We start from the raw sequence: 19,155 nt of genomic DNA on the forward strand, positions 1-19,155 counted from the left end.
CTCTCTCATTTCAAGTTCTTCAGTCGTTGTCCCGGGGAGTCCGTTGGCTGTGGGGGAAATTCAAAGTTCCATGCAAGAGCTTGGCTGTGCGGATTGGTGCAGGCCATCGACTAAGCCACTACCCTTTGGGTACGGGTAGCAAGCTGACGAAGCCAGTAATCCCACGTTGTAGAGCTCCTAGGCATGCGGTTCCGCAGTCCTCGCAGCCGCTCATAATCAAGGCGCGTAGCTACATTACCTCGACTTCATCCTCTCGTAGCCAGCCACCACTTACAAGCTTACGGCGTGTTGTTTCTGGATCTTGGGTGTAGAAGACTAGCGCCAAGCTTTCTTGCGCTCGACTGCATGTTACGTAGAGCAGTCGACGTGTTCGTGTCGAAGAGTTGTCCGCACCTGCGGCCACCTTTTTAAGGTCATCAGGGGAGGGAGGTTTAACGCCGAGCGCTTTCTCGTAGTTCCAGCCGAACCCTCCAGCCTCCTCGTCATCGATGATGACCATGACCCTTGGGAACTCTAGTCCTTTCACACCTTGATGCGTGCCGTAGGGTGATAAGTCATTGCAGTACTTCGCGTAGGCACGAACCTGCGAGAAGGGGCTTCCCATCATCATTCTGTAGGCATGGATTTCCAATTCCTCGCGATCAGTGCTTTCCGGCAAACCGTCGGTGGTAATTCCCAATTCAAATGCTGCCCGAAGTCTGTCCGGTACGGGAAGCAGGCGGGTGCGTACCAAAACGCCAAGAACGTCGTAAATCAGCGGGTCATCTTCAGCAAGGGTCGTTAGGAGTTCGTGGGTGCCGTTGCGTGCTTGTTCTATGGCCGATCCTTGGTCAGGTGCGGCCGCTAGCCAATCTCGCGCTAGTAGCGGCGAGCGTAGCCTTACAGCCTCCATAAGCTTGAAGCCGTCTTCCCGAGCAGCATCAATGATCGGGATGACGCCTTCGACGAATACCTTCAATGCAGGGAGATCGCCATCCAACAGCGCAGTCCGGAGATGTTCAACTTTGTAGAGTGGTGGGAACAGATCGTTGAACCCCATTCGGCGGCTCGCCATCTTGTGTTCCAAAATTAGGGTTTTCCTGCCTTCAATCCCGTTTGCCCAAGCGTCGTCACCCGTAATGTCGGCCATACGGCGGGCCACCTGATCTTCCAGCTCGAAGGTCGAAGCAGGTTGGCTTCGGACGCAGTACATCCGGACGGTACCTTCGGGGGCACCTGGTAGCGGTATCTGCTGGTGTGTGTCGACTTCTGACCTGATGGCGTTAATCAGCTCGATGACCCGTACAGGGCAGCGACGATTCACAATCTTTTCAGGCTTTGCCCAGTCGCTCGGAACCGCAGCGTCGAGACGCCCCATTCCATGGCCGTAGATGCTCTGCATCGTGTCACCCAACAAGCCCAAGCAAAACCGGTCGGATGCCTGGGCCTGAACATTCAAGAATGCCTGCATTAGTGGCGCCATGGTGTCTTGGCTTTCATCGATCAGAAGCACCGGGTGCTTATCCACCAATACATCCAACAGTGGGCTCCGTTGGATGAAGGCTGCCGCAAGCTTAATTACATCTTCGTGCGGGAGCGCTTGGTGGCCGCTCCTTTCACCTGTCGGGCTGTAGGTAAAGTCTAGGACGTGCTCAATATTTGCGAGCCGTTTGATCTTCCGATCCCGCTTGGCCTTATTCTCTCTAAAAGTCTTGTTTTCTCCGCGGGCCTTCGACAGCGCCACGTCAAGCGCCTCGATATCCGCCGCAAGCTTAGTCCTCAGCCAGGCCCGAATGTCATCGTTGAATCCCTTGATCATCTCCCAGGCAAAGGAATGGATAGTCGAGACCCAAATCAACGGATCATGTTCCAACCGATGCATGACCTCTTCGGCGGCGGCATTAGTGTACGTGATGATCGCAATCTGACGTCCCTCGACAGTTAGCCGCTCGTGCGCTCGTTTTTTGAAGCCGCGCACGGCTTCCACCAAGGAGTAGGTTTTTCCTGATCCAGCGCCCGCGTAGAGGAAAAAGCTCTGGGGGTTGTCCAGGTCGAGGCATTGTTGGATAACTTCATCCGCATCTGGCAGCGAGCTCATGGCTGCACCTCATCGGGTGTAGCTGCTACGAGCACCAGTTCCGATTGCTTTTTACGCAGCTTCGACTCAAGCCATTCCAGGCCCTCCCGGATGTACTTGGGCACAGTCAACGCAGCAAATTTGGGGTTACCTAACACTTCGAGCGAGAACTCTCCCTTATTGCCATCACGCAGTGCATCGAACAAGTCGTCGGCCAGCTTGTCTGCGGTCTTGGCGGCCTGAAGTGCCCTAGAAAAACGTCCCAACAATCCGCGGCCGGCATTCTCAGAAAAGAGGGCAGCATTGCTGAGTACCAGGCTGTCCTCGAACGTATTGGCAAGAACCTCAACCGGGACTGGCCCAAGGCTTGGAAGCTGGACTGAGATCGGTGTCTGGTACGCCACGCGGATGGCAAACAGCTCATCAATTTCTTCCCACTTCTGGTCTTCAGGTAGCCGAAGCAAGTTGTCTACTTTCACCGACGCGTTCTTTGTCCTTAACCAGTGTTTGAGCGTGGGGTTCGTGGTCGATAGATCTGCGCCCCAGCGCGCTGGATGCGCAGCTTTTGCTTTCCCGGCATCCAGATCGGTGATCACCAGGGTCACGATGCCCAGTGCATCAATCAGTGGTCTGAGGCGATGCGCGTGGCTGCCTCCTATGTCAAGGATGGAGATGTAGCACTGGTCTAGGAACTTGAAATGCGTGCGCAGGAACTGGGGGAGCATCATGCGCTCTGCAGCTCCCTCCACAAGTATTACAGCGTCAGCAAAGAAGAGCTCGGCGTGATGGGCGCGTAGATATCGGGTCACGAATTGTTTGGTGTGGGAGCCATCGCCAAACACGTTTGACAAGTTGGCGACCGTGGACACTGGCACCTGCACATTGTCCATACCGGCCGGCAGGCGGCGGAAATAGCGAAGGTGCTCGTACTCGATTTCATGCGTGACATGGCTGGAGTGCGTGCTGACTAGGAGCTGAGTCTTCAAGTTGGGGAATCGTTTGATCAGTTCGTCTTCGCAGAGCACCTCATAGGCGTGCCGAACAAAGACCTGCTGAACTTGGACGTGCAAGTGCGCTTCTGGCTCCTCGATCAATACCAGGTGGATGGGCTCTAAGCCTGTGGTGGTCTGCTCGTCGGGATTTCGATGTTTCTTGAGCCAATCGTCACGAAAGCTCATGAGCCTGAAAATCATCCAGATCAGGTTTTGGTAACCCAGCCCGTTTGAGGTTTCCGGAAGCCTTAATACAGATGCGCCTGGAGATGTGTCTTTGGTATCCACCTGAAATTGGACGGCTGCTTCGTGAGTGAGCCCGTCAGTGGCGGCCAGTTTGGCTTGGAGGGTGATCATAGGATCACTTCGTCCGGGATATCCTAATGTTTGAACCTGCAGCAGCGCCGGCCCGAAGCTGGTGCTGAGTCGAGAGTTAAAAGCGGATTGAGCCACTTCAATAGCGCGCATGGCTTCAAGATCAGACACCTCTGGCGTATCGCCTGGATCGAGGTGCTTGTCGTAGTAGGCGCGAAGTTGCTCAGAAAGCTTCTTGCCGCCGGTAGGCTTGCCGTCGGTTTGACCTTCATCTCCGTGGTCGCCAAACCCTCGTTGAGCGTTGATCTCATGGATCTTGATCAAGCCTTCCAGAGGGTTCTTTTCGAGGGGGAGGGCGGTGGCCGATAATTTCTGCGGCACTGCTCTACGCTTCAACAGAGTAGGCGAATGGAGCTTCGCAGGATCCAGCCGATAAGACCGCACCTTGAACATCTTCCACAATCGCCGGCTCAGGTAGTCCGTGAAGCTCTGGGGCCAAAGGCTGAGCTTGATTTGAGATGACTGTTCGGCTTTTTTGGGTGATTCAGGATCGATTACGATGGATTGAATGCTTGCAGCTGAATCTGCTGCCAGCACAGCCTCAAGTGTTGCAACGCGCTCACGCTGCTTGCGGTAGTCATTGAAAAGCTCCGCGATGTCTTCCGGCTCAACACGGAACCGCATCCCTACGAGGCCACCGTTCCACTCGAAGTTAGGAATTAGGTCGCGCACATGATGGTATTCACCTGGATCGGCTGAGAGCCAGATATCGAGGTGGGGAAGCCAGTCGTCCCAGTCATTTACCACTGGGAGATCCTCTGTAGTGGTACCAGCTTCCCACAGGCGGCCGATCTGATCGATTCGATCAAAATGGCAGAGCGTTAAGTCTTGCAGGCGGATACCAGAGGATTTACTGCTCAGGAATTTGCGCAAGGCGAGCATCGCTGAGGACTTCCCGCTGTTGTTGGCGCCCACCAGCAGCGTCGTTTTTTCGGAAAGGTCTATCCGTACGGCGTGAAGCTTGCGGAAGTTGGCGATTTCCAGATGCTTGATCTGCATGTGTCATCCCTGAGCTTGAGTGGTGTCACGATGCTACCTCATGGCGTGATCTGTGGACGAGTGTCTTTCGGGTTGTGAGACTTGAGGGTTGAACCCTGAATCCTCTAGCGCTAACCGCAATGACTGAATCGAAACGGAGAGTTGCTCAGTGGATCGTCACTGGGTGTTCCACGGGGCCGTTGGTAGTGGTCGATTTTGGAGCCCCGAGTGCTTCAAACACTTCGCTCTGGCGCTTCCGCGCCGCACTAGCCCCCAGAACAGAAATGACCTCTGCTAGGCCATCCGCCGGCTTCGTCGATGTGTCGTCACTTCGCCCTCTAGGCAAAAGCGTCATGCGTCGACCGTCCAAGTACATAGATTCGCCCTGGACAGTGTGCGGTCTAGCCGGTAGGTCTGCGGCAATCCTCCCCACGGTACCTTACTGAATGCGGTTTCCTTCTATCTTGGATCCCGTATGATGGCGATTAGCCATGCGCGGCCTGCCAGGTCAGCCCCAGGATCATCGACTAAGCCAAAGGAACACACATGCCTAACGAGGCGTTGTCCGCTGCCCAGCTTAAGGAGCTGGTAAAGCGAGTTGTTGTTGCTCAAGGCAACACTTTCATCAAAGACCTGTTGCGCTCTACCGAGAGCCGAATCGGTAGCACAAAGCAGGAGTTCGCTCAAAATCTGGATGATGCTATCGATGAAGGGCGTTTGACTCAAACAGGTCTTGAAACGTGGCTGGCGGAGGTTGAAGGGTGGGGTGACCAGTATGTTTATGTGTTGTCGGCACCGGCGATCGAGGTTGAAGAACTGACGAGGGGCGTTGCTGGGAGCCGCGTTGCGCATCTTCAGGATGCCGCGGCCAGTGCTGAATTTCCTGATGACCTGCAGCTAAAGCAGATTGCGGTAAATGAAAATGGTTTGTCGATGGTTTGGCACCAAGGCAAAGAAGGTTGGAATCGTTGGCCGCGGAAGGATTTTGAGGAGGAGGAGGGGGTTGAGAGATATCGGTACGAGGCTAAACGGCAGCGCCTTGACCGTAGCGTTGTTCGGTTTGAATGGCAGTTTGGTAACGAGTATTGCCTCGCCCTGATTCACCGGAATCCAGACATCGAGCATAACGAGGTTTTTGAGGCTATAGGGGAGATGCTTGTACATTTCGGATGTGGTGGCCTACCTCTGCAACTGGTACCGCTCACGCAAGCCATCCGGACGTCAGCGCAAAGAGTCAATGGTGTGCAGTCGACCCGGTTTGAGTTGGATAGCGGTTACGTGGAGCTGGCCTCTACCTTGCCTGGGATGGGTATTGAAGGGGTTGGCCCCGTACGAATGGTGCTGCAGGCGGTGAACACTGATCAGTTCGAAAGGGCCCAAGGAATACTAAATTTCGTTGCGCATGAGCACGGCACAAGTCGAGATATTTCCATCGAGGTTTTCGGTTCTGAAGCGAAATTGCGGATCTGGGCACAGTGCAAGCGCGATGATGTTTTGATCATTCTCCATCAAATATGGGGGTACAACGCGTCGTGACTATCGACGATGTTTCACCACTAGAGCGGTGGGTCGATGCCTTAAACCGAAAGGTGGAGCTTGGAGAAGGCCTTGAGTTTTCGGCTGTACAGCTTGCTCGCCAGCTGAACGAGCCCGACATCGCTAGCCTGACAGCATTTCTCGCCAAACTCGTGGCATGGGGATCCGCGACCGAGTTCACGGCTTACACCTGTCCAATGAGCGGTTGCCGAAAAACACTTCCTAGCGGAGTCGATCCGGTTGCTTGCCCATTCTGCTGGGTGACCTTCATCGAAGAAGGTGTAACACCTACATCGGAACAGTTTTTTCGCCTGACCGGGGAGATCAGTCGAGACATTCGGTGGATGGTGGTGATTCACGGGATGAACAGCCGTGCTCCGTGGCAAGAGGCGTTCAGTTGGGAGATAGCAAACCTTCTGAAATACTCCGCGCCAGTGCTGATCTACAAATACGGTTGGGCAACGTATGAAGTCTTGTTCCCGGGTATACATAGACGGATGGCGAAGAGTCTGGGGCGGCGTATTCGTATTGCCATTGGGCGAGCTAGGGCCGCTAATCTGCCAGATCGCCCTGACGTCATTGCACACAGCTTCGGTACTCGCTTGTTCTCGTTAGTCTTGCAGGATCCTGAATTCGCGGATCTCAGATTCGGACGAGTAATTACTGCTGGTAGCATCATTCGACCGGATTTTGATTGGAAACGTCATTTTCGAGATGGAAGAGTTGAGGCCGTTTTGAATCATGTAGCTGCTAAGGACGGTGCTGTTCCCTTTGCTGTTTGGGCTATTCCCGGAACGGGCCCTGGTGGGAAGGTCGGGTACATGGCTCAGCAGGTTTTGAATGTTCGTAACCTGCAATACGGGCATTCGAGCTTTTTTGAAGATCAACATCTGCCCGCGCTTATTGGCGAGAATGGCCTGTGGCGCAGCTTTTTCACGCGGCCACTGAAGCCATTGAGGGATGATGGTGTGTTCGTGCAAAAGGATGCCTGGCAACCACCGGCGAGGTGGCGGATTATCACGGCTCGTGCCGGAGGGTGTATTGCAATCGCTGCGGTAGTACTGGCGTCTCTATGGTTACTGAAGCTGAGTTTGTGCTGGTAGGAAAATCCGCCTCGACCTTGGATGATCAGGCGGCCTGTGAACTCCGATACGTCCCACGATGACCTTGAAGCGATTCGTGTTTCAATCAGATGAACTCGGCAGTCATTCGTGAGCGGCTGCTATCGGCTAGACGCGACCGCTCGAAGTGTCTACAAATTAAAAGGCTATTCCGTGGTGATCAGGGGGCGTCCTCACTGACCTCTGTGGCCGACTCTGTATTAATTCGGGGGCGAAGATCCAGTATTTTCACAAGAATTCGGACTTCGTGGCCCACCTCCTCCATAATTTGATCGGCTTCTTCTTCCAGCATGGCCCTTAACTCTCCAAGGTCGATCCTTTCGCCAGTGTCAGGGTGCTCCCATTGTCGCGAAGACGCTACGGTCACCATCAAACAACCAGTTTTGCAGCTGTCAGCCGCCATATATTTAGTCAACAGCTGATCCCGCAAGGTGCGTTTCAACACTGCGCCGGACCAGCCGTTCTCACCTACTTTTAATTCAATTGTCGCTTGCTGGCCGGACGTTGAACGCATTCGTACGTCCGTCTCTTTCTCATCAGCAGTCACAGCCTCTTGATCAACTGTATAAAGTTCGTTCGCTGTCTCCCTCAACCGCCGCGCTATTTCCCGGCGCATGAGCTTTTCTGATTTTATATTCGCCCAATTTTCACGAGGGGACACATCCTGCAGCAGCAGGTCATCGATATCGTCCAACCTATCCTGCATCAAGCCAAACATTTCATCGCGGGTCTTGGGGGGGGCTTCGCCGATGTCGTCCAGAAGTGAGATTTCGTCCTCAGTCATCTCGGCCTTATCCATTTCCTCCGCTGCCTTTTGCTTCGCCAAGAGTGCAAGCCTATCGCTAAAATGCGCAAAGAGCGGATCGACAACCAACTCCATCTTGGCAGCCCAGGCTTCGGGTCCCGTCAGCGCGAGAACAGCACTTAGGAGCGTATTACGCGCCTGCTCCGCATCGTCTCGCGCTGTAGGCGTAAACGAACTCTCCCTGTGCAGATCATCGCTGGGACGGACATGCTGGTAGGCGAGTCGCAAGAGCCGTACGCGCTGGCTGACGGTGAAACGTTCGAAACCCAGATCAAAAGGCCACCCGCTCCATCGGCCACCAAACACACTGGAAAAGAGGTCGACTCCGGCCCCCTCGGCCGACGGGTCTATTTGTAGAAGAAGTCGTGTCAATTCGAGAGTAGCTGCTTCAGGGTCCAAGGCAAAAAGCGCAGACAGCCACAGGTGGACGAACGCTGGTTTGGCGGCCACTCCTAGCTTTTCGAATACGGTATCGCGAAGTATGATTCGATCGCCCTCGACGTTTTGGCCCATGAGTATTGCCAAAACCGACTTTGGCCGCTCCCAGATAGCAGGGCCACTGTCGTCAGTCTGAGCGGGCTCGATAAAAGTGCTCAACCAGCTTTGCAAATCGACAATGAAAAGCTGTGCGACGAATTGCGGTGAATTTTTGATGACGTTTAATGCGTTGAGATAATCACCGTGCCCACTAACCTTTTCGAGCTCCCATCGCAACTGCCTGCCAAGGACGCTCTGAACAACGCCAGGAAACGCTTTTGCGAGCTGCTCTATCCACCCGGGACAGCCCAGATACTCTAATGGAATGTAATGTGCAGCTGTTCGAGCCTGTGTTTCGCTGATATTTGTTGCCCAAAGCGGATCTTCGGCTTCCGCCCATAGCGATGTCAGTCCAAGTTGCCAACGAACCTGAACAACATTGATTTGGTCTTGCGGTCGATCCATGGGCAAGGTAGGGCATTGTGTCGGCCATAGCGTACGCATCCTGGCGTGCAAATGATTGGTGACCGAGATGCCAAAGTGCTGCTCCAGGAAACGTCTGTTCCAGCCGGACGCCTGGTTCGATCCAGGTGCCCTCTCCATGATTTCCCAGAGCGCTCCCAACGTACGCTCGCCAACAGGGGAGTTCAGCACTCCCACTGGGTCGTCGTTCAGCCGCTGCCAGAAATCCACCCAGTACTGGATCTCGTCGCTGGCACGGCGCGCAGCCACACGTTTACGCTCCGCATCACGCCTCTCATACTCCACCATCTGCGCAGACTCGGGACGTGGCTGCAACGCTGCATCTATCCTCGCCAACAATATCGAATCGTCACTGACCAGTGGCCTGAGCGTCTCCACGTAGCTCGCCCATTCCTGAGAATGGTCAGCCGCGTGCGTGAGTGATGCTTCTAACATCAGTTGGCGCAGGTCGAGGGAGTGCTGACGGTCGGCTAGGACCGCATGAATCCATTCAGAATCCTGAGCATGATTCAGGTATATCGCTCCGCTAGAATTCGATGCGTATAACCGCAGCCAAGGATCGCTTTCAGGTTTAAGTCGTTGCCGTAGGCTGTCCTCGCAGGAAAACACAAGCATTCTTAACTGCGAGGGCGCATTGGCAAACATCGCCTTGATCGATTTGAAGTGTTCGCCGCGAAGGTGAAGTGATGAGGCTATCGCCAAGGCGAGAACAAGGCCTTCCACCACCTTTTCCGTAATCAGATCCGCAATAGCGAGGCGCAGCCCCGCGATCGCGAGCAACGGTACAAGATCAGGACGAGATACGCAGATGTGCGGCCAATCTTCTGACCAAGACACGCTTTCATTATGCACTGTCGAGATCGTATCAAACAGTCGATGAAGTTCAGCGTCGCTGATGTTGGCGTCCCGTACAACTCGTACTAAATATCCCATTCGCCCGCTGTCCGGCTTGGGAACCACCGGTAGCGAAGCCAGCAACTGCACCAGCAATTCGGGCCCCAAATAGGCCGGGAAAAGCTCGTTTATAGCCCCACGAATGAGCCGCTCTGACCAATTCTCAGAAGGCTCCAGCATCTCTTGTACGAGCGTTGATAACCGTGAATCAGTCAATTGCACGAGGGCATCGATAGCAGTCAGACGCTCGTCATCTTCAACTGACGGATCTATGGCGATCGCATACACGAGGTCACTGCAATCACGCATCTCTGCGTACGCAACGAGATGAAGCAATAGCTGTCGAACTTCCGTATTCTCAATTCCCCGCTCCAGCATCTCTCTGACCGTTGAAGACAAATCTTGCGAAGCGAAACGGCTAACCTGCAACGACGGTATTTTCAGCCCGCGCCAGCCCCCATTGCCGTACCGAGAGACAAAAGCTTGAAGCGCCTCGACTCGCTGTCGTGGGCTTAGTGACTCCGGATCACCCTCAGAGAGCAAAGCTTCGGGTTCACGATCTCGGACTTCTTCGAAAATGCTGGGGTTCAACCGCGCTAACCACGCTGCGATTGGTCGCATGGATGGTTTGATGACTTTGATGTTGTGCGATGTCTCTGCGAACAATAAGCGCTTAACGGCTTTGAGCGACATGCCCGCGGACAATCGATCCTCGAGCCGGTGAGCCGCCAGGTACTCGACCACCGAACGGTGGTGAAACCGAACACGACCATAGCTTGCGAATCCAAAAATGCTGCGTTCCAAAAGAGTCTGGATTTCTTTGGCGTTCCAGTTCCTCAGTACGCGACCAGGATCTAATGCGATTGACTGTGGGTTGGCCTCCAAATCGGATTCCGTGTTATGACGGATCGTCAACTTACGGGCCAGCAGCGCTGCGAGGGCCAGTCGGCTAGCGCCCTCCATCGCACGTGCAGGCGATATCTCGCCAGGTTCAGGTCGATCAGTGCGCGCTTTGAGCTTCACCTGGACGTTTTGCAGAACCTGTTCCCGGTGGGTCCGAATGCTTCTTGAAGCCTGCCAGTCAGCGCAGAGTTCGATCAGGTCTTGCGGGCGTCTGGCAAAATCCTGAGCGTTCTTCTCACGAATTGAGGCGACAAAACCATCGATATCCGTCACGCGTTGAGTGGCAGCCATTTCTCGAATTTGCGCGTCAGACAGCGGTTGTAACCTGACGATTAGAAGCTCTGCTACGCGATCCCCCTCGTCTTTTGAATCTTTCTGTTTCCCTTGGCCGGATGCGATCTCAGCAAATCGTTCGGCGCTTGGCAAAGCGACATCTTCGAGGCTGATCTGGTACGGGAAATACTGTCGAATCAGATGTTGGTCCACGGGAATCGGACGGGTTGTAATGACGATACGTACCCTGTCCAGGTTCCCCTGAAGCTTTTTGCTTAGCTTGTTTAAAGCGAGCCTGAATGAACCCAGCGTGAGCTGTAGCTCATCGATTGAATCCAAAAAAAATGTTGCGACATCCGACTGGCTTGTCTGCCAAGCAACAAACCGGGCTTCTTCCTCGTAAGACAGGAGGTCCTCGAATGGAGACTGCGCCAGATCTGATAATTCCAGGAAAAACGCCGGCTCGCCTTCTTCCCAAAGCTGCTGGTGTTGAGTCCTACACTCAAAAGTCTTGCCCGTCCCGGCCTCAGAAACAATCAACACGCGCATAGATTTCTGTAGCTCATCCCAGTCGATGGTTGGAGTCAAACCAAGCTGGTCGCGCAGCATCAGATTCTCGATGTCTGCGGCTTTTTCTTGAGAGAGTGTGCCAAAGGTGCGTCGGATGCGTGAGGACTGCGTACTTACTAAGCTCATAGAGAGAACGCCGAGAGACGAAATAGCGCCTTTGTAGTTCATTTCTCAAAGGTTGTCTGCAGAATTGCAGGCTGAATCGCCCCTAGCTTGATGGATAGGCGGAATGACCGCTTGTGGCTGTGGATTCAACCGGTCGATAGCAGCCGATCTCACTCAGAGATTGAAAATCCATGTTTTTTGTAAACGATGAGCGAGCAGCCGCACGGTCAGCAAATAGTAATATCGCGTCGCCTCGCTGCGTCGATTTAGGCGATGCTCAAGAAACCAAACCACGTGCTTTTTCTGCCAAGCCCAAGGCGTCTGTAGCTGCCAGCGCTCTGAGATTTCAGACTGGATGATTCTCGCCTGTCGCAAATGGCGTTGCCGCGTGACGTGCGATCCGGTCAGCACTCCAGCCAGGAACAGCTCCATGTCGAATACTCTACTCATCTGCGACCCCCTATGTAGGCAGCGACCACATCGATCCGATCGTGCCCTAGCTCATTGCTGATTTGCCTCCGGGCCTCGCGATCAAGGCGCCGATCTATCTGGCAACATTGGCCGCCGTTGATAGGTGCGCGGTGTTGGGTGATTTGTTCATACCGCTCACATGCGTACGCCGCTCGTAGCTCATGGAAACCTTTGAGGTGGTGTGCATGCAGGATGTCCCGCGCAGGGCGGATAATTTCTTGCAGAACATTCAGGTAGCTCTCATATGGCGCAATCAGGTTGCGGCTACCTCCGGGCGACACCCGCCGCGCAAATCCAAGCGCGCTTTGAACATGTTCGTTCACCGCAATCCAGCGAGGTGCCGAGGCCCCGGCGCGGCCACCTTTGGTGCCATCCTGAATGTTAATTCTGCCTAGGTCGTTAGCCTCACGGCTTAGCCGTGGCAGATCAGCCAAGATGGCTTCACGCAAGCGCATGCCGGCGGCGCGCGCCAACAGAACGATCGCAGCGGCTCGTAGCTGATGACGGCTGCAAAGTGCGTCGACGATCTGCTTAACCTGTTCGCGGTCTTGGCCTTGCGGCACCGAGTGTCGAACCCGGGTGCGCTGCATACCCAACGCCTTACTCGGACTTGGCAATTTCACGCACTGATCACCGCGAAGCGCCGCCATGGTCCTGTTAACGCTGGATAACCGGTTTTGTGCGGTGCTGACGGCGAGTTCGCCGCACCTAACCACGTCGCGCAGATACGCTGCATAGTCGGTCAACACTTTCCGATCAATCTGTCGCGCATCGTTGATACCCGGTCCCTGTTCGGAGCGGCACCACTTCACGAATGCCAACCACCGGTCACAGTGCGCTTTGACCGTGCCGTAATGGCCACCGCCGAACATGTCTTTCAGCGCCTGCGGCCCTGCGTAGCTCAACTGCCTGCCGTAACCAAAATTACGACCCTCGCGCCTACCCACCAATGCCATCTCGGTCACCTCATCTTCCGCTCTCCAATCCTCGCCCCACGTCATCCCGCCAAGAATGCTGAGTGTTATCAGGGATCAAGGCCCCTGCGACCTGTGGGGATGTCCTCTAACGCGGGACTGGCGGCTCTTTACGACCAAGAGCAAGGGCATCTCATGATCTGGCCTCCTGAGCACCATTACCGGTGGGCGGGTGGAGGCTGCATTGGCTGACGAGACCAGTGCCGCGAGATCCTGAGCCTGGTGCAATCAGCAATGCGATGACCGGGGCATGCCTGACTGTCGGTCAGGTGCAGTCCGTTCCCTGGTCTGCGGCACCATCATCTGCATGGCTGTGCTGGTGACATCGGCATTGTCACGCCGATTGTCACGAGGGGAGTTGCCGCAAAGCCAAATGCGATGAGGGCTGCAGCAGTGCTAGGAGCGCCCGTCTCTTTCCAGGAGAAAGAGACGGGCGCAGGTTGGCGCAAGATTCGGCCAAGCGGATAGGTTGCTGCAGGGCAGCGAAGTAGGAGGTGTCGTCTGGCGCACGAGGGCCATGATCTGAAGTAGGCATCCATCACCGGGGAGGTGACCGGGCGAGCTGCCGGACGCGAATCGCCATTTGGGGGAGAACCACCGCAGGGGCGGCGTGGCCTTCAAGGTTCGGGCCACCTGGGTTGCTGTCATCGACAGCGCTTGCACGGCCAGTTTTACGCCTGTGGATAAACCCGGTCAAGGTTCGAAATTCAGCGCCACTTTGGACTTGAAGAACGGTTACCCACCGGTGGAATTCCGTGGTAAATCCTGGACAACGTGGTCGCTTTGAGCTTTTCAAAGTAAGGTCCATCCAAACAGGGCGGCTTTGCAGCCCTGTTTGGATGGACCCGCGCTTAGAAGCGGATAAGCAAGGTTGCTTGCCCAGAATCCTGAGCGCTCAGTTGTTGCTGCGTTATTGCGGCTGTACGGCGCTAGCGGATCGGCACCACGTTCTTATCTCTGACTTGGCCGTATGCTGAGGCAAGCAGGCTGCCGGTGGCGGCTTTCTGGATGTACTCACTCCACCACGCCATCATCGGACGCCGGCGTTCGATGTAGTCGGCTCGGTTGTAGGCGCTCCGCACCTCATCCTTATCGACGTGCGCCAGTGCCACTTCGATGAGCTCCGGGTCCCAGCCATGTTCATTCAAGATGGTGCTCGCCATCGAGCGCATGCCGTGGCTGACCAACCGATCCTGGAAGCCCATGCGTTTCAATGCCATGTTGGCGGTCTGGCTATTGGCGTGGGTGCGCGGATTTCTGTCTGCCGGGAAGATGTATTCGCGATGGCCGCTGTGAGTCTTCAGTGACTCCAACAGTGCGACAGCGTGATCACTCAACGGGATGCTGTGTGGGCGGCGCTTCTTCATCCGTTCCGGTGGGATAGTCCAGACACGCCTTTCAAAATCGATGTCTGCCCAGCGAGTAGTCGCCGCCTCGGCGGGGCGAGTCATGGTGTGCAACTGCCATTCGATCAGGCAGCGGGTCGTGCGCTTGATGCTGGCATTTGCGATTTCCAGCATGAGCTCGGGGAGCTCTTCGGGCGGGAGGGCCGCCATGTTTTCTTTCTTGGGCTTTTTGAAAACCGCTCGGATGCCACTGAGCGGGTTGGCGAAGATCAGGCCGGAGTTCACGCCGTAGGTCATGATCTCGTTTAGCCGCTGGCTAAGACGCTTGACCGTTTCCAGGCTGCCTTTCGCTTCGATTGGACGAAGCAGAGCGATCACCATCGGCGCGGTGATTTTCGCGAGTGGCGTCGTCTTCAAGTCCGGGAGCACATGCAGCGTGAGCGACCGCCAAATGTCCTCGGCGTAGGCCGGGGTGACCGAGTCTTTCTTTAACTCGAACCAGGCGGTGGCCACGTTCTCGAAGGTGTGTTCCGTTTCTGCGCGTTTGAATTCATTCAGCGTATTGCGTTGTACCTTGGGATCGATGCCCTGGGCGAGCAGCTCGCGGGATTCGACTGCCAGCTTCCGTGCATTCGCCAGCGACAGTTCGGGATAGGTCCCAAAGCCAATGTTGATGCGCTTCTTGGTCACCGGCTCGCGGTAGTTGAAATTCCACAGCAACGAGCCGTTGCTGCGTACGCGGAGCTGCAAACCGTCACCGTCTGTGAGGACGTAATCCTTGGACGCGGGTTTGACTCCCTTGAGCTGTCGATCGGAGAGGCGGAGGGTTTGGGCAGGCATGAGATTCTCCTCAGGCACTGATTCGGTATTCCAAAGATTAGCACCGGATGAGCTGGAATACCGTCTGGAATCCCCGAATGGCTGGAACTCAGAAAATCTCAAAAGACCGCAAAAGCGCTGGAAGCCGCGTATTTACTGGATCACAGGCACAAAAAAAGACGTCCGTGGACGTCTTTTTTTGATCATTTGGTGGAGCCGGGGGGATTTGAACCCCCGTCCGCCAGTACTCCGCTGTCGGTACTACATGCGTAGCCGTTTCTATTAAGTTAACCCTCAGCGACCCGAAGGGCAGGGTGCTTTGGGCGAGTTGTGTAAGTTTTAGCCGCTTCGTCCACAACGTACTGCACGGCGATTCTGTTCTATATGACAATCACTTTGGGTTTACAGACATCCCCTGGTGATTGCTGGACCCGAAGGTACCAGAAGCTCAGGGCTAAGGCTGCTTACGCAGCGAGAGCGAATTCCTGGCCGTAGTTTTCGTCATTGGCAACTATAAGAAGTTGCAACAGTGGATTTACGAGTTCTGTTACCAACTCGGCATGCACCTAAAGTTTCGCGACCGGCGTCGAATCCTAAACGGCCCCGTGCTTGTAACTCGTTGTTTCTTAGTGAGTGACAAGCCTGTGCAGTGTACGCCAAAACGTCAGCGAAGGCCAACCCGAAGGTTGGCCCTCTCGCTTACTGGCCGCCTTTCTCGCTGTTCTGCAGGTCTTGCAGGGCCTTGGAGGTGATTTCGATGCACTTCTTCTCATCACCTGCGGCGTGGGCGGCCTTGGCCTGGGAGACGGCGGTGTCTATTTCGCCACTTTTACCGCTGGTGTCGGTGGCGAGCAGGGCTTTGCCGTTGTTGATTTTGTCCAGGTTGATCTGGCACAGGTCTTTGTCACCGGCGGCGAAAGCGGGGGAGGCGAGCATCGCAGCGGTCATGAACAAGCCAGCAAGAGCGGAACGCTTCATAGGGTGTCTCCTTGCGCAAAAGGGCTCGACGCTGCTGGCGGGCAACCGCTGCCAGCGACATCACTGATTGGCCTCGTTGGTCGAGGCCTATGCAGATGACTGCGCCGGTGCGCGAGGGTTCGGTTTTTTTGCCGGGTCAGTGGGGGCGGGCGCGGGTGACGCGGTCTACCAGGTAGACCAGGCCGTGGTAGTCGATGCCGCCATGCTGGCTCAAGCCGATCTCGCAGGTGCGGCTGGTGGAGATGCCTTCGCTGCAATATTGCACGGCGTCTTTGAGTGAGCGCAGGGAGTGGGCGTTGAGCTCCGGGGTGGTGAAGCCTTTGTCGCCGGCAAAGCCGCAGCAATGAATGCCTTCGGGGATCACCACGGTTTTGGCGCAGCGGCGTGCCAGTTCGATCAGTGCCTGGCTTTCGCCCAAGTGTTGGGTGCTGCAGGTGACGTGCACGGCGATGGGCGCTTCCTGGGGTGTGACGTCGAGGCGGTCCATCAGGTGGGTGCGGATAAAGCGCACGGGGTCGTAGAGGTCCAGGCGCGTTTCTCCCAACTCTTGCACCAGGCGTAGGGTGCAGGGGCTGGTGTCGCAGTAGATCGGGTCGAGGCCGCCGCGGCTGGCGTGGAGCAGGGCGCCGATCAGTTCCTGGCGCTTGTGTTCGGCCTGCTCGGCGTAGCCTTTGGAGGCGAAGGGTTGGCCGCAGCAGAGGCTGTCCTGATTGTCGGGGAAGACTACCTGGTAGCCGGCTTTTTCCAGCAACTGGCGGGTTTTGTCGTACAGTGACATTTGCTCTTTATCACCGGCTGCCGGGCCCATGGCGCGGGAGACGCAGGCGGCCAGGTAAACCACGCGCGGGCGCGTATCCGCCACTGCCGGGCTGAAGCGGATGGCTTTTTCGGGCTGTGGCATGGCGTTGGTCCACTGCGGAATTTGCCCTTTGGACAGCTTGGTCAGCGTGCTCGAGAGCCTGGCCAGCCGTGGGGCGCCCAGCAGCATGCGTGCGCCATTGGCGACGTGCAGGGTAAAGCGCGCACCTTGCAGCGCGGTGGCGAAATGGCTGGCGAGCCAGTCGGCGGTTTTCGTACGGTCGGCCTCGCGGCTGCGCAGTTTTTTCACCAGGTCGCCGGTATTGATGCCTACAGGGCAACGTTGCGCGCATAAGCCAGTGGCGGCGCAGGTGTCGATGCCCTGGTAGTGGTAGGCCGCTTCCAGTTCGGTGGTGTCCACGCCTGCGCGTTTTTTCGCCTGGATATCGCGCCAGATCACGATGCGCTGGCGCGGGCTCAGGGTCAGGCCTTTTGACGGGCACACCGGCTCGCAGAAACCACATTCGATGCACTTATCCACAAGCTCATCGGCGGCGGGCAACGGCTTGAGGTGTTTGAGGTGGATCTGCGGGTCTTCGCTGAGCACCACGTCCGGGTTGAGGATGCCGTTGGGGTCGAGCAGGCGCTTGAGTTGCCACATCAGTTGATAAGCGTCGCTGCCCCATTCCAGTTCAACGAACGGCGCCATATTGCGGCCGGTGCCGTGTTCAGCCTTCAGCGAGCCACCGAACTCCACGGCCACCAGTTGCGCAACGTCGTCCATGAACACTTGATAGCGTGCGACTTCTTCGCTGCTGTTGAAGCCTTGGGTGAACACAAAGTGCAGATTGCCTTCCAGGGCATGTCCGAAAAGGATGGCTTCGTCGTAGTGGTGTTTGTCGAACAGTGCGATCAAGCGGTTCACGCCAATCGCCAGTTGTTCTACCGGGAAGGTCACGTCTTCGATGATCACGGTGGTGCCGGTTTTGCGTACGGCGCCTACGGCGGGGAAGGTGTCTTTGCGGATGGCCCACAGGCGTGCGTTTTCCAGTGGGTCTTCGGTGAAGTCGACTTGTTTCTCCACGGGAAACGCCGCCAGGGACGCCATGATCAGCGTCAGTTGTTCGTGCAGCAGTGAGGGCGAAGCGGCGCGGGATTCGATCAGCAGTGCGCAGGCGTTTTCCGATAGATGCTGTACGAAAGCAGGCATACCCGGTTTGTCCTGCACCGAGCGCATGCTGCGTCGGTCAAGCAGTTCAACAGCTGAGACTGGCTGGGTTTTCAGCACGGTGACGGCATTGCAGCAGGTTTCGACATCCGGGAAGACGATCAGCGCCGAGGCTTTATTGGGGTGATCGATCACCGTGTCGTAGGTGACGGCACTGATAAACCCCAGGGTGCCCTCGGAGCCGACCAGCAGGTGGCTGAGGATATCCAGCGGGTCATCGAAATCCACCAAGGCATTGAGTGACAGACCGGTGGTGTTTTTCAGACGGTATTTGTGGCGGATCTTTGCCGCCAGCTCAGTATTTGCCCTTGTCTGGCGACCTAGTAGGGCCAGGCTTTCAAGCAGTGCGCCATGTGACTGGCGGAAGGCTTGCACGCTGGCGGCATCTTCGGTGTCCAGGCGGCTACCATCAGCCAGCACCAGGCGGATGCCCGCCAGGGTGTGGTAAGTGTTTTGCGCCGTGCCGCAGCACATGCCACTGGCGTTGTTGGCGACGATTCCGCCGATCTTGCAAGCATTGATAGACGCTGGGTCCGGCCCGATCTTGCGCCCGAACGGTGCGAGCCAGGCATTGGCCTGGGCGCCGATCACGCCGGGTTGCAGGCGTATCTGGGTGCCTTGCCCGCGAATTTCGCGGTGGTTCCAGTTATCACCCAGCACGATCAGCACCGAGTCGCTGATGGCCTGGCCCGAGAGGCTGGTGCCTGCGGCACGGAAGGTCACCGGCACGCGGTCGCGCTGGGCCAGTTGCAGCAGTGTCACCACTTCGTCTTCTGACTCCACGCGGATCACCAGTTGTGGGATCAGTCGGTAGAAGCTGGCGTCGGTGCCGAAGGCGAGGGTGGAAAGTGGATCGTCGAAGCGGCGATCTTGCGGGATCAGTTGTGCGACGTCGCTCAGGAAAGCAGCAGGCAGGCTCATCGGTCCTCCAGAAATAGCAGACGCCGGAAGGATGCCCCGGCGTCGATTCTTA

Annotated in this window: 10 protein-coding genes and 1 other RNA gene; 2 read left to right on the top strand and 9 right to left on the bottom strand. The window is 56.3% G+C overall.

Annotated features, from left to right (window positions below; genetic code table 11):
* Positions 1 to 229 precede the first annotated feature (229 nt).
* Both QK296_RS08265 and QK296_RS08270 read right to left on the bottom strand, forming a co-directional pair.
* Positions 230 to 2,077, bottom strand: coding sequence for a UvrD-helicase domain-containing protein (locus tag QK296_RS08265; RefSeq protein WP_123375795.1), 1,848 nt, complete (start codon positions 2,075 to 2,077; stop codon positions 230 to 232).
* Positions 2,074 to 4,422 carry an AAA family ATPase gene (locus QK296_RS08270; protein WP_282390797.1) on the bottom strand — a complete coding sequence of 783 codons (2,349 nt, stop codon included), beginning with the start codon at positions 4,420 to 4,422 and terminating at the stop codon, positions 2,074 to 2,076. The genes QK296_RS08265 and QK296_RS08270 overlap by 4 nt, the downstream gene beginning before the upstream one ends.
* 525 nt (positions 4,423 to 4,947) lie before the next feature.
* Between QK296_RS08270 and QK296_RS08275 the strand changes: the two genes are divergently transcribed.
* Together QK296_RS08275 and QK296_RS08280 are read left to right on the top strand one after the other, a co-directional pair.
* Complete coding sequence (locus QK296_RS08275) at positions 4,948 to 5,937, top strand: hypothetical protein (protein WP_282390798.1); 990 nt, start codon at positions 4,948 to 4,950, stop codon at positions 5,935 to 5,937.
* The gene (locus tag QK296_RS08280; protein ID WP_282390799.1) at positions 5,934 to 7,040 is read left to right on the top strand and encodes a hypothetical protein; all 1,107 of its coding nucleotides are present in this window, start codon (positions 5,934 to 5,936) and stop codon (positions 7,038 to 7,040) included. Before QK296_RS08275 ends, QK296_RS08280 begins: the two co-directional genes overlap by 4 nt.
* A 178-nt stretch (positions 7,041 to 7,218) precedes the next feature.
* Here QK296_RS08280 and QK296_RS08285 read toward each other — a convergent pair whose 3' ends face one another.
* From QK296_RS08285 to QK296_RS08315, 7 genes are all read right to left on the bottom strand, one after another.
* Positions 7,219 to 11,589 carry a hypothetical protein gene (locus QK296_RS08285; protein ID WP_282390800.1) on the bottom strand — a complete coding sequence of 1,457 codons (4,371 nt, stop codon included), beginning with the start codon at positions 11,587 to 11,589 and terminating at the stop codon, positions 7,219 to 7,221.
* A 153-nt stretch (positions 11,590 to 11,742) separates the two neighbouring features.
* Positions 11,743 to 12,018, bottom strand: coding sequence for a hypothetical protein (locus QK296_RS08290; RefSeq protein WP_282390801.1), 276 nt, complete (start codon positions 12,016 to 12,018; stop codon positions 11,743 to 11,745).
* Entirely contained in the window at positions 12,015 to 12,995 is a 981-nt protein-coding gene (locus QK296_RS08295; protein ID WP_282390817.1) for an integrase domain-containing protein, read from the bottom strand. Before QK296_RS08295 ends, QK296_RS08290 begins: the two co-directional genes overlap by 4 nt.
* A gap of 947 nt (positions 12,996 to 13,942) precedes the next feature.
* Positions 13,943 to 15,199, bottom strand: a complete 1,257-nt coding sequence (locus QK296_RS08300) for an integrase domain-containing protein (protein WP_282390802.1) — start codon at positions 15,197 to 15,199, stop codon at positions 13,943 to 13,945.
* 187 nt (positions 15,200 to 15,386) lie between these two features.
* Positions 15,387 to 15,783: a transfer-messenger RNA gene (gene ssrA, locus QK296_RS08305) on the bottom strand.
* Between the two features lie 94 nt (positions 15,784 to 15,877).
* Positions 15,878 to 16,156: a hypothetical protein gene (locus tag QK296_RS08310; RefSeq protein WP_020301768.1), complete on the bottom strand. Its 279-nt coding sequence runs from the start codon at positions 16,154 to 16,156 to the stop codon at positions 15,878 to 15,880.
* A gap of 136 nt (positions 16,157 to 16,292) precedes the next feature.
* Positions 16,293 to 19,103, bottom strand: a complete 2,811-nt coding sequence (locus tag QK296_RS08315) for an FAD-binding and (Fe-S)-binding domain-containing protein (protein ID WP_169856672.1) — start codon at positions 19,101 to 19,103, stop codon at positions 16,293 to 16,295.
* Positions 19,104 to 19,155 lie beyond the last annotated feature (52 nt).

Origin of the sequence: Pseudomonas sp. AL10 (assembly GCF_029960685.1) — a bacterium.
Taxonomy (GTDB): domain Bacteria; phylum Pseudomonadota; class Gammaproteobacteria; order Pseudomonadales; family Pseudomonadaceae; genus Aquipseudomonas; species Aquipseudomonas lactis.

Bases quoted from the DNA above. Each gene is read 5' to 3' on its own strand.
- QK296_RS08265 (WP_123375795.1), bottom strand. From the start codon at position 2,077: ATGAGCTCGCTGCCAGATGCGGATGAAGTTATCCAACAATGCCTCGAC.
- QK296_RS08270 (WP_282390797.1), bottom strand. From the start codon at position 4,422: ATGCAGATCAAGCATCTGGAAATCGCCAACTTCCGCAAGCTTCACGCC.
- QK296_RS08275 (WP_282390798.1), top strand. From the start codon at position 4,948: ATGCCTAACGAGGCGTTGTCCGCTGCCCAGCTTAAGGAGCTGGTAAAG.
- QK296_RS08285 (WP_282390800.1), bottom strand. From the start codon at position 11,589: ATGAGCTTAGTAAGTACGCAGTCCTCACGCATCCGACGCACCTTTGGC.
- QK296_RS08290 (WP_282390801.1), bottom strand. From the start codon at position 12,018: ATGAGTAGAGTATTCGACATGGAGCTGTTCCTGGCTGGAGTGCTGACC.
- QK296_RS08295 (WP_282390817.1), bottom strand. From the start codon at position 12,995: ATGGCATTGGTGGGTAGGCGCGAGGGTCGTAATTTTGGTTACGGCAGG.
- QK296_RS08300 (WP_282390802.1), bottom strand. From the start codon at position 15,199: ATGCCTGCCCAAACCCTCCGCCTCTCCGATCGACAGCTCAAGGGAGTC.
- QK296_RS08310 (WP_020301768.1), bottom strand. From the start codon at position 16,156: ATGAAGCGTTCCGCTCTTGCTGGCTTGTTCATGACCGCTGCGATGCTC.
- QK296_RS08315 (WP_169856672.1), bottom strand. From the start codon at position 19,103: ATGAGCCTGCCTGCTGCTTTCCTGAGCGACGTCGCACAACTGATCCCG.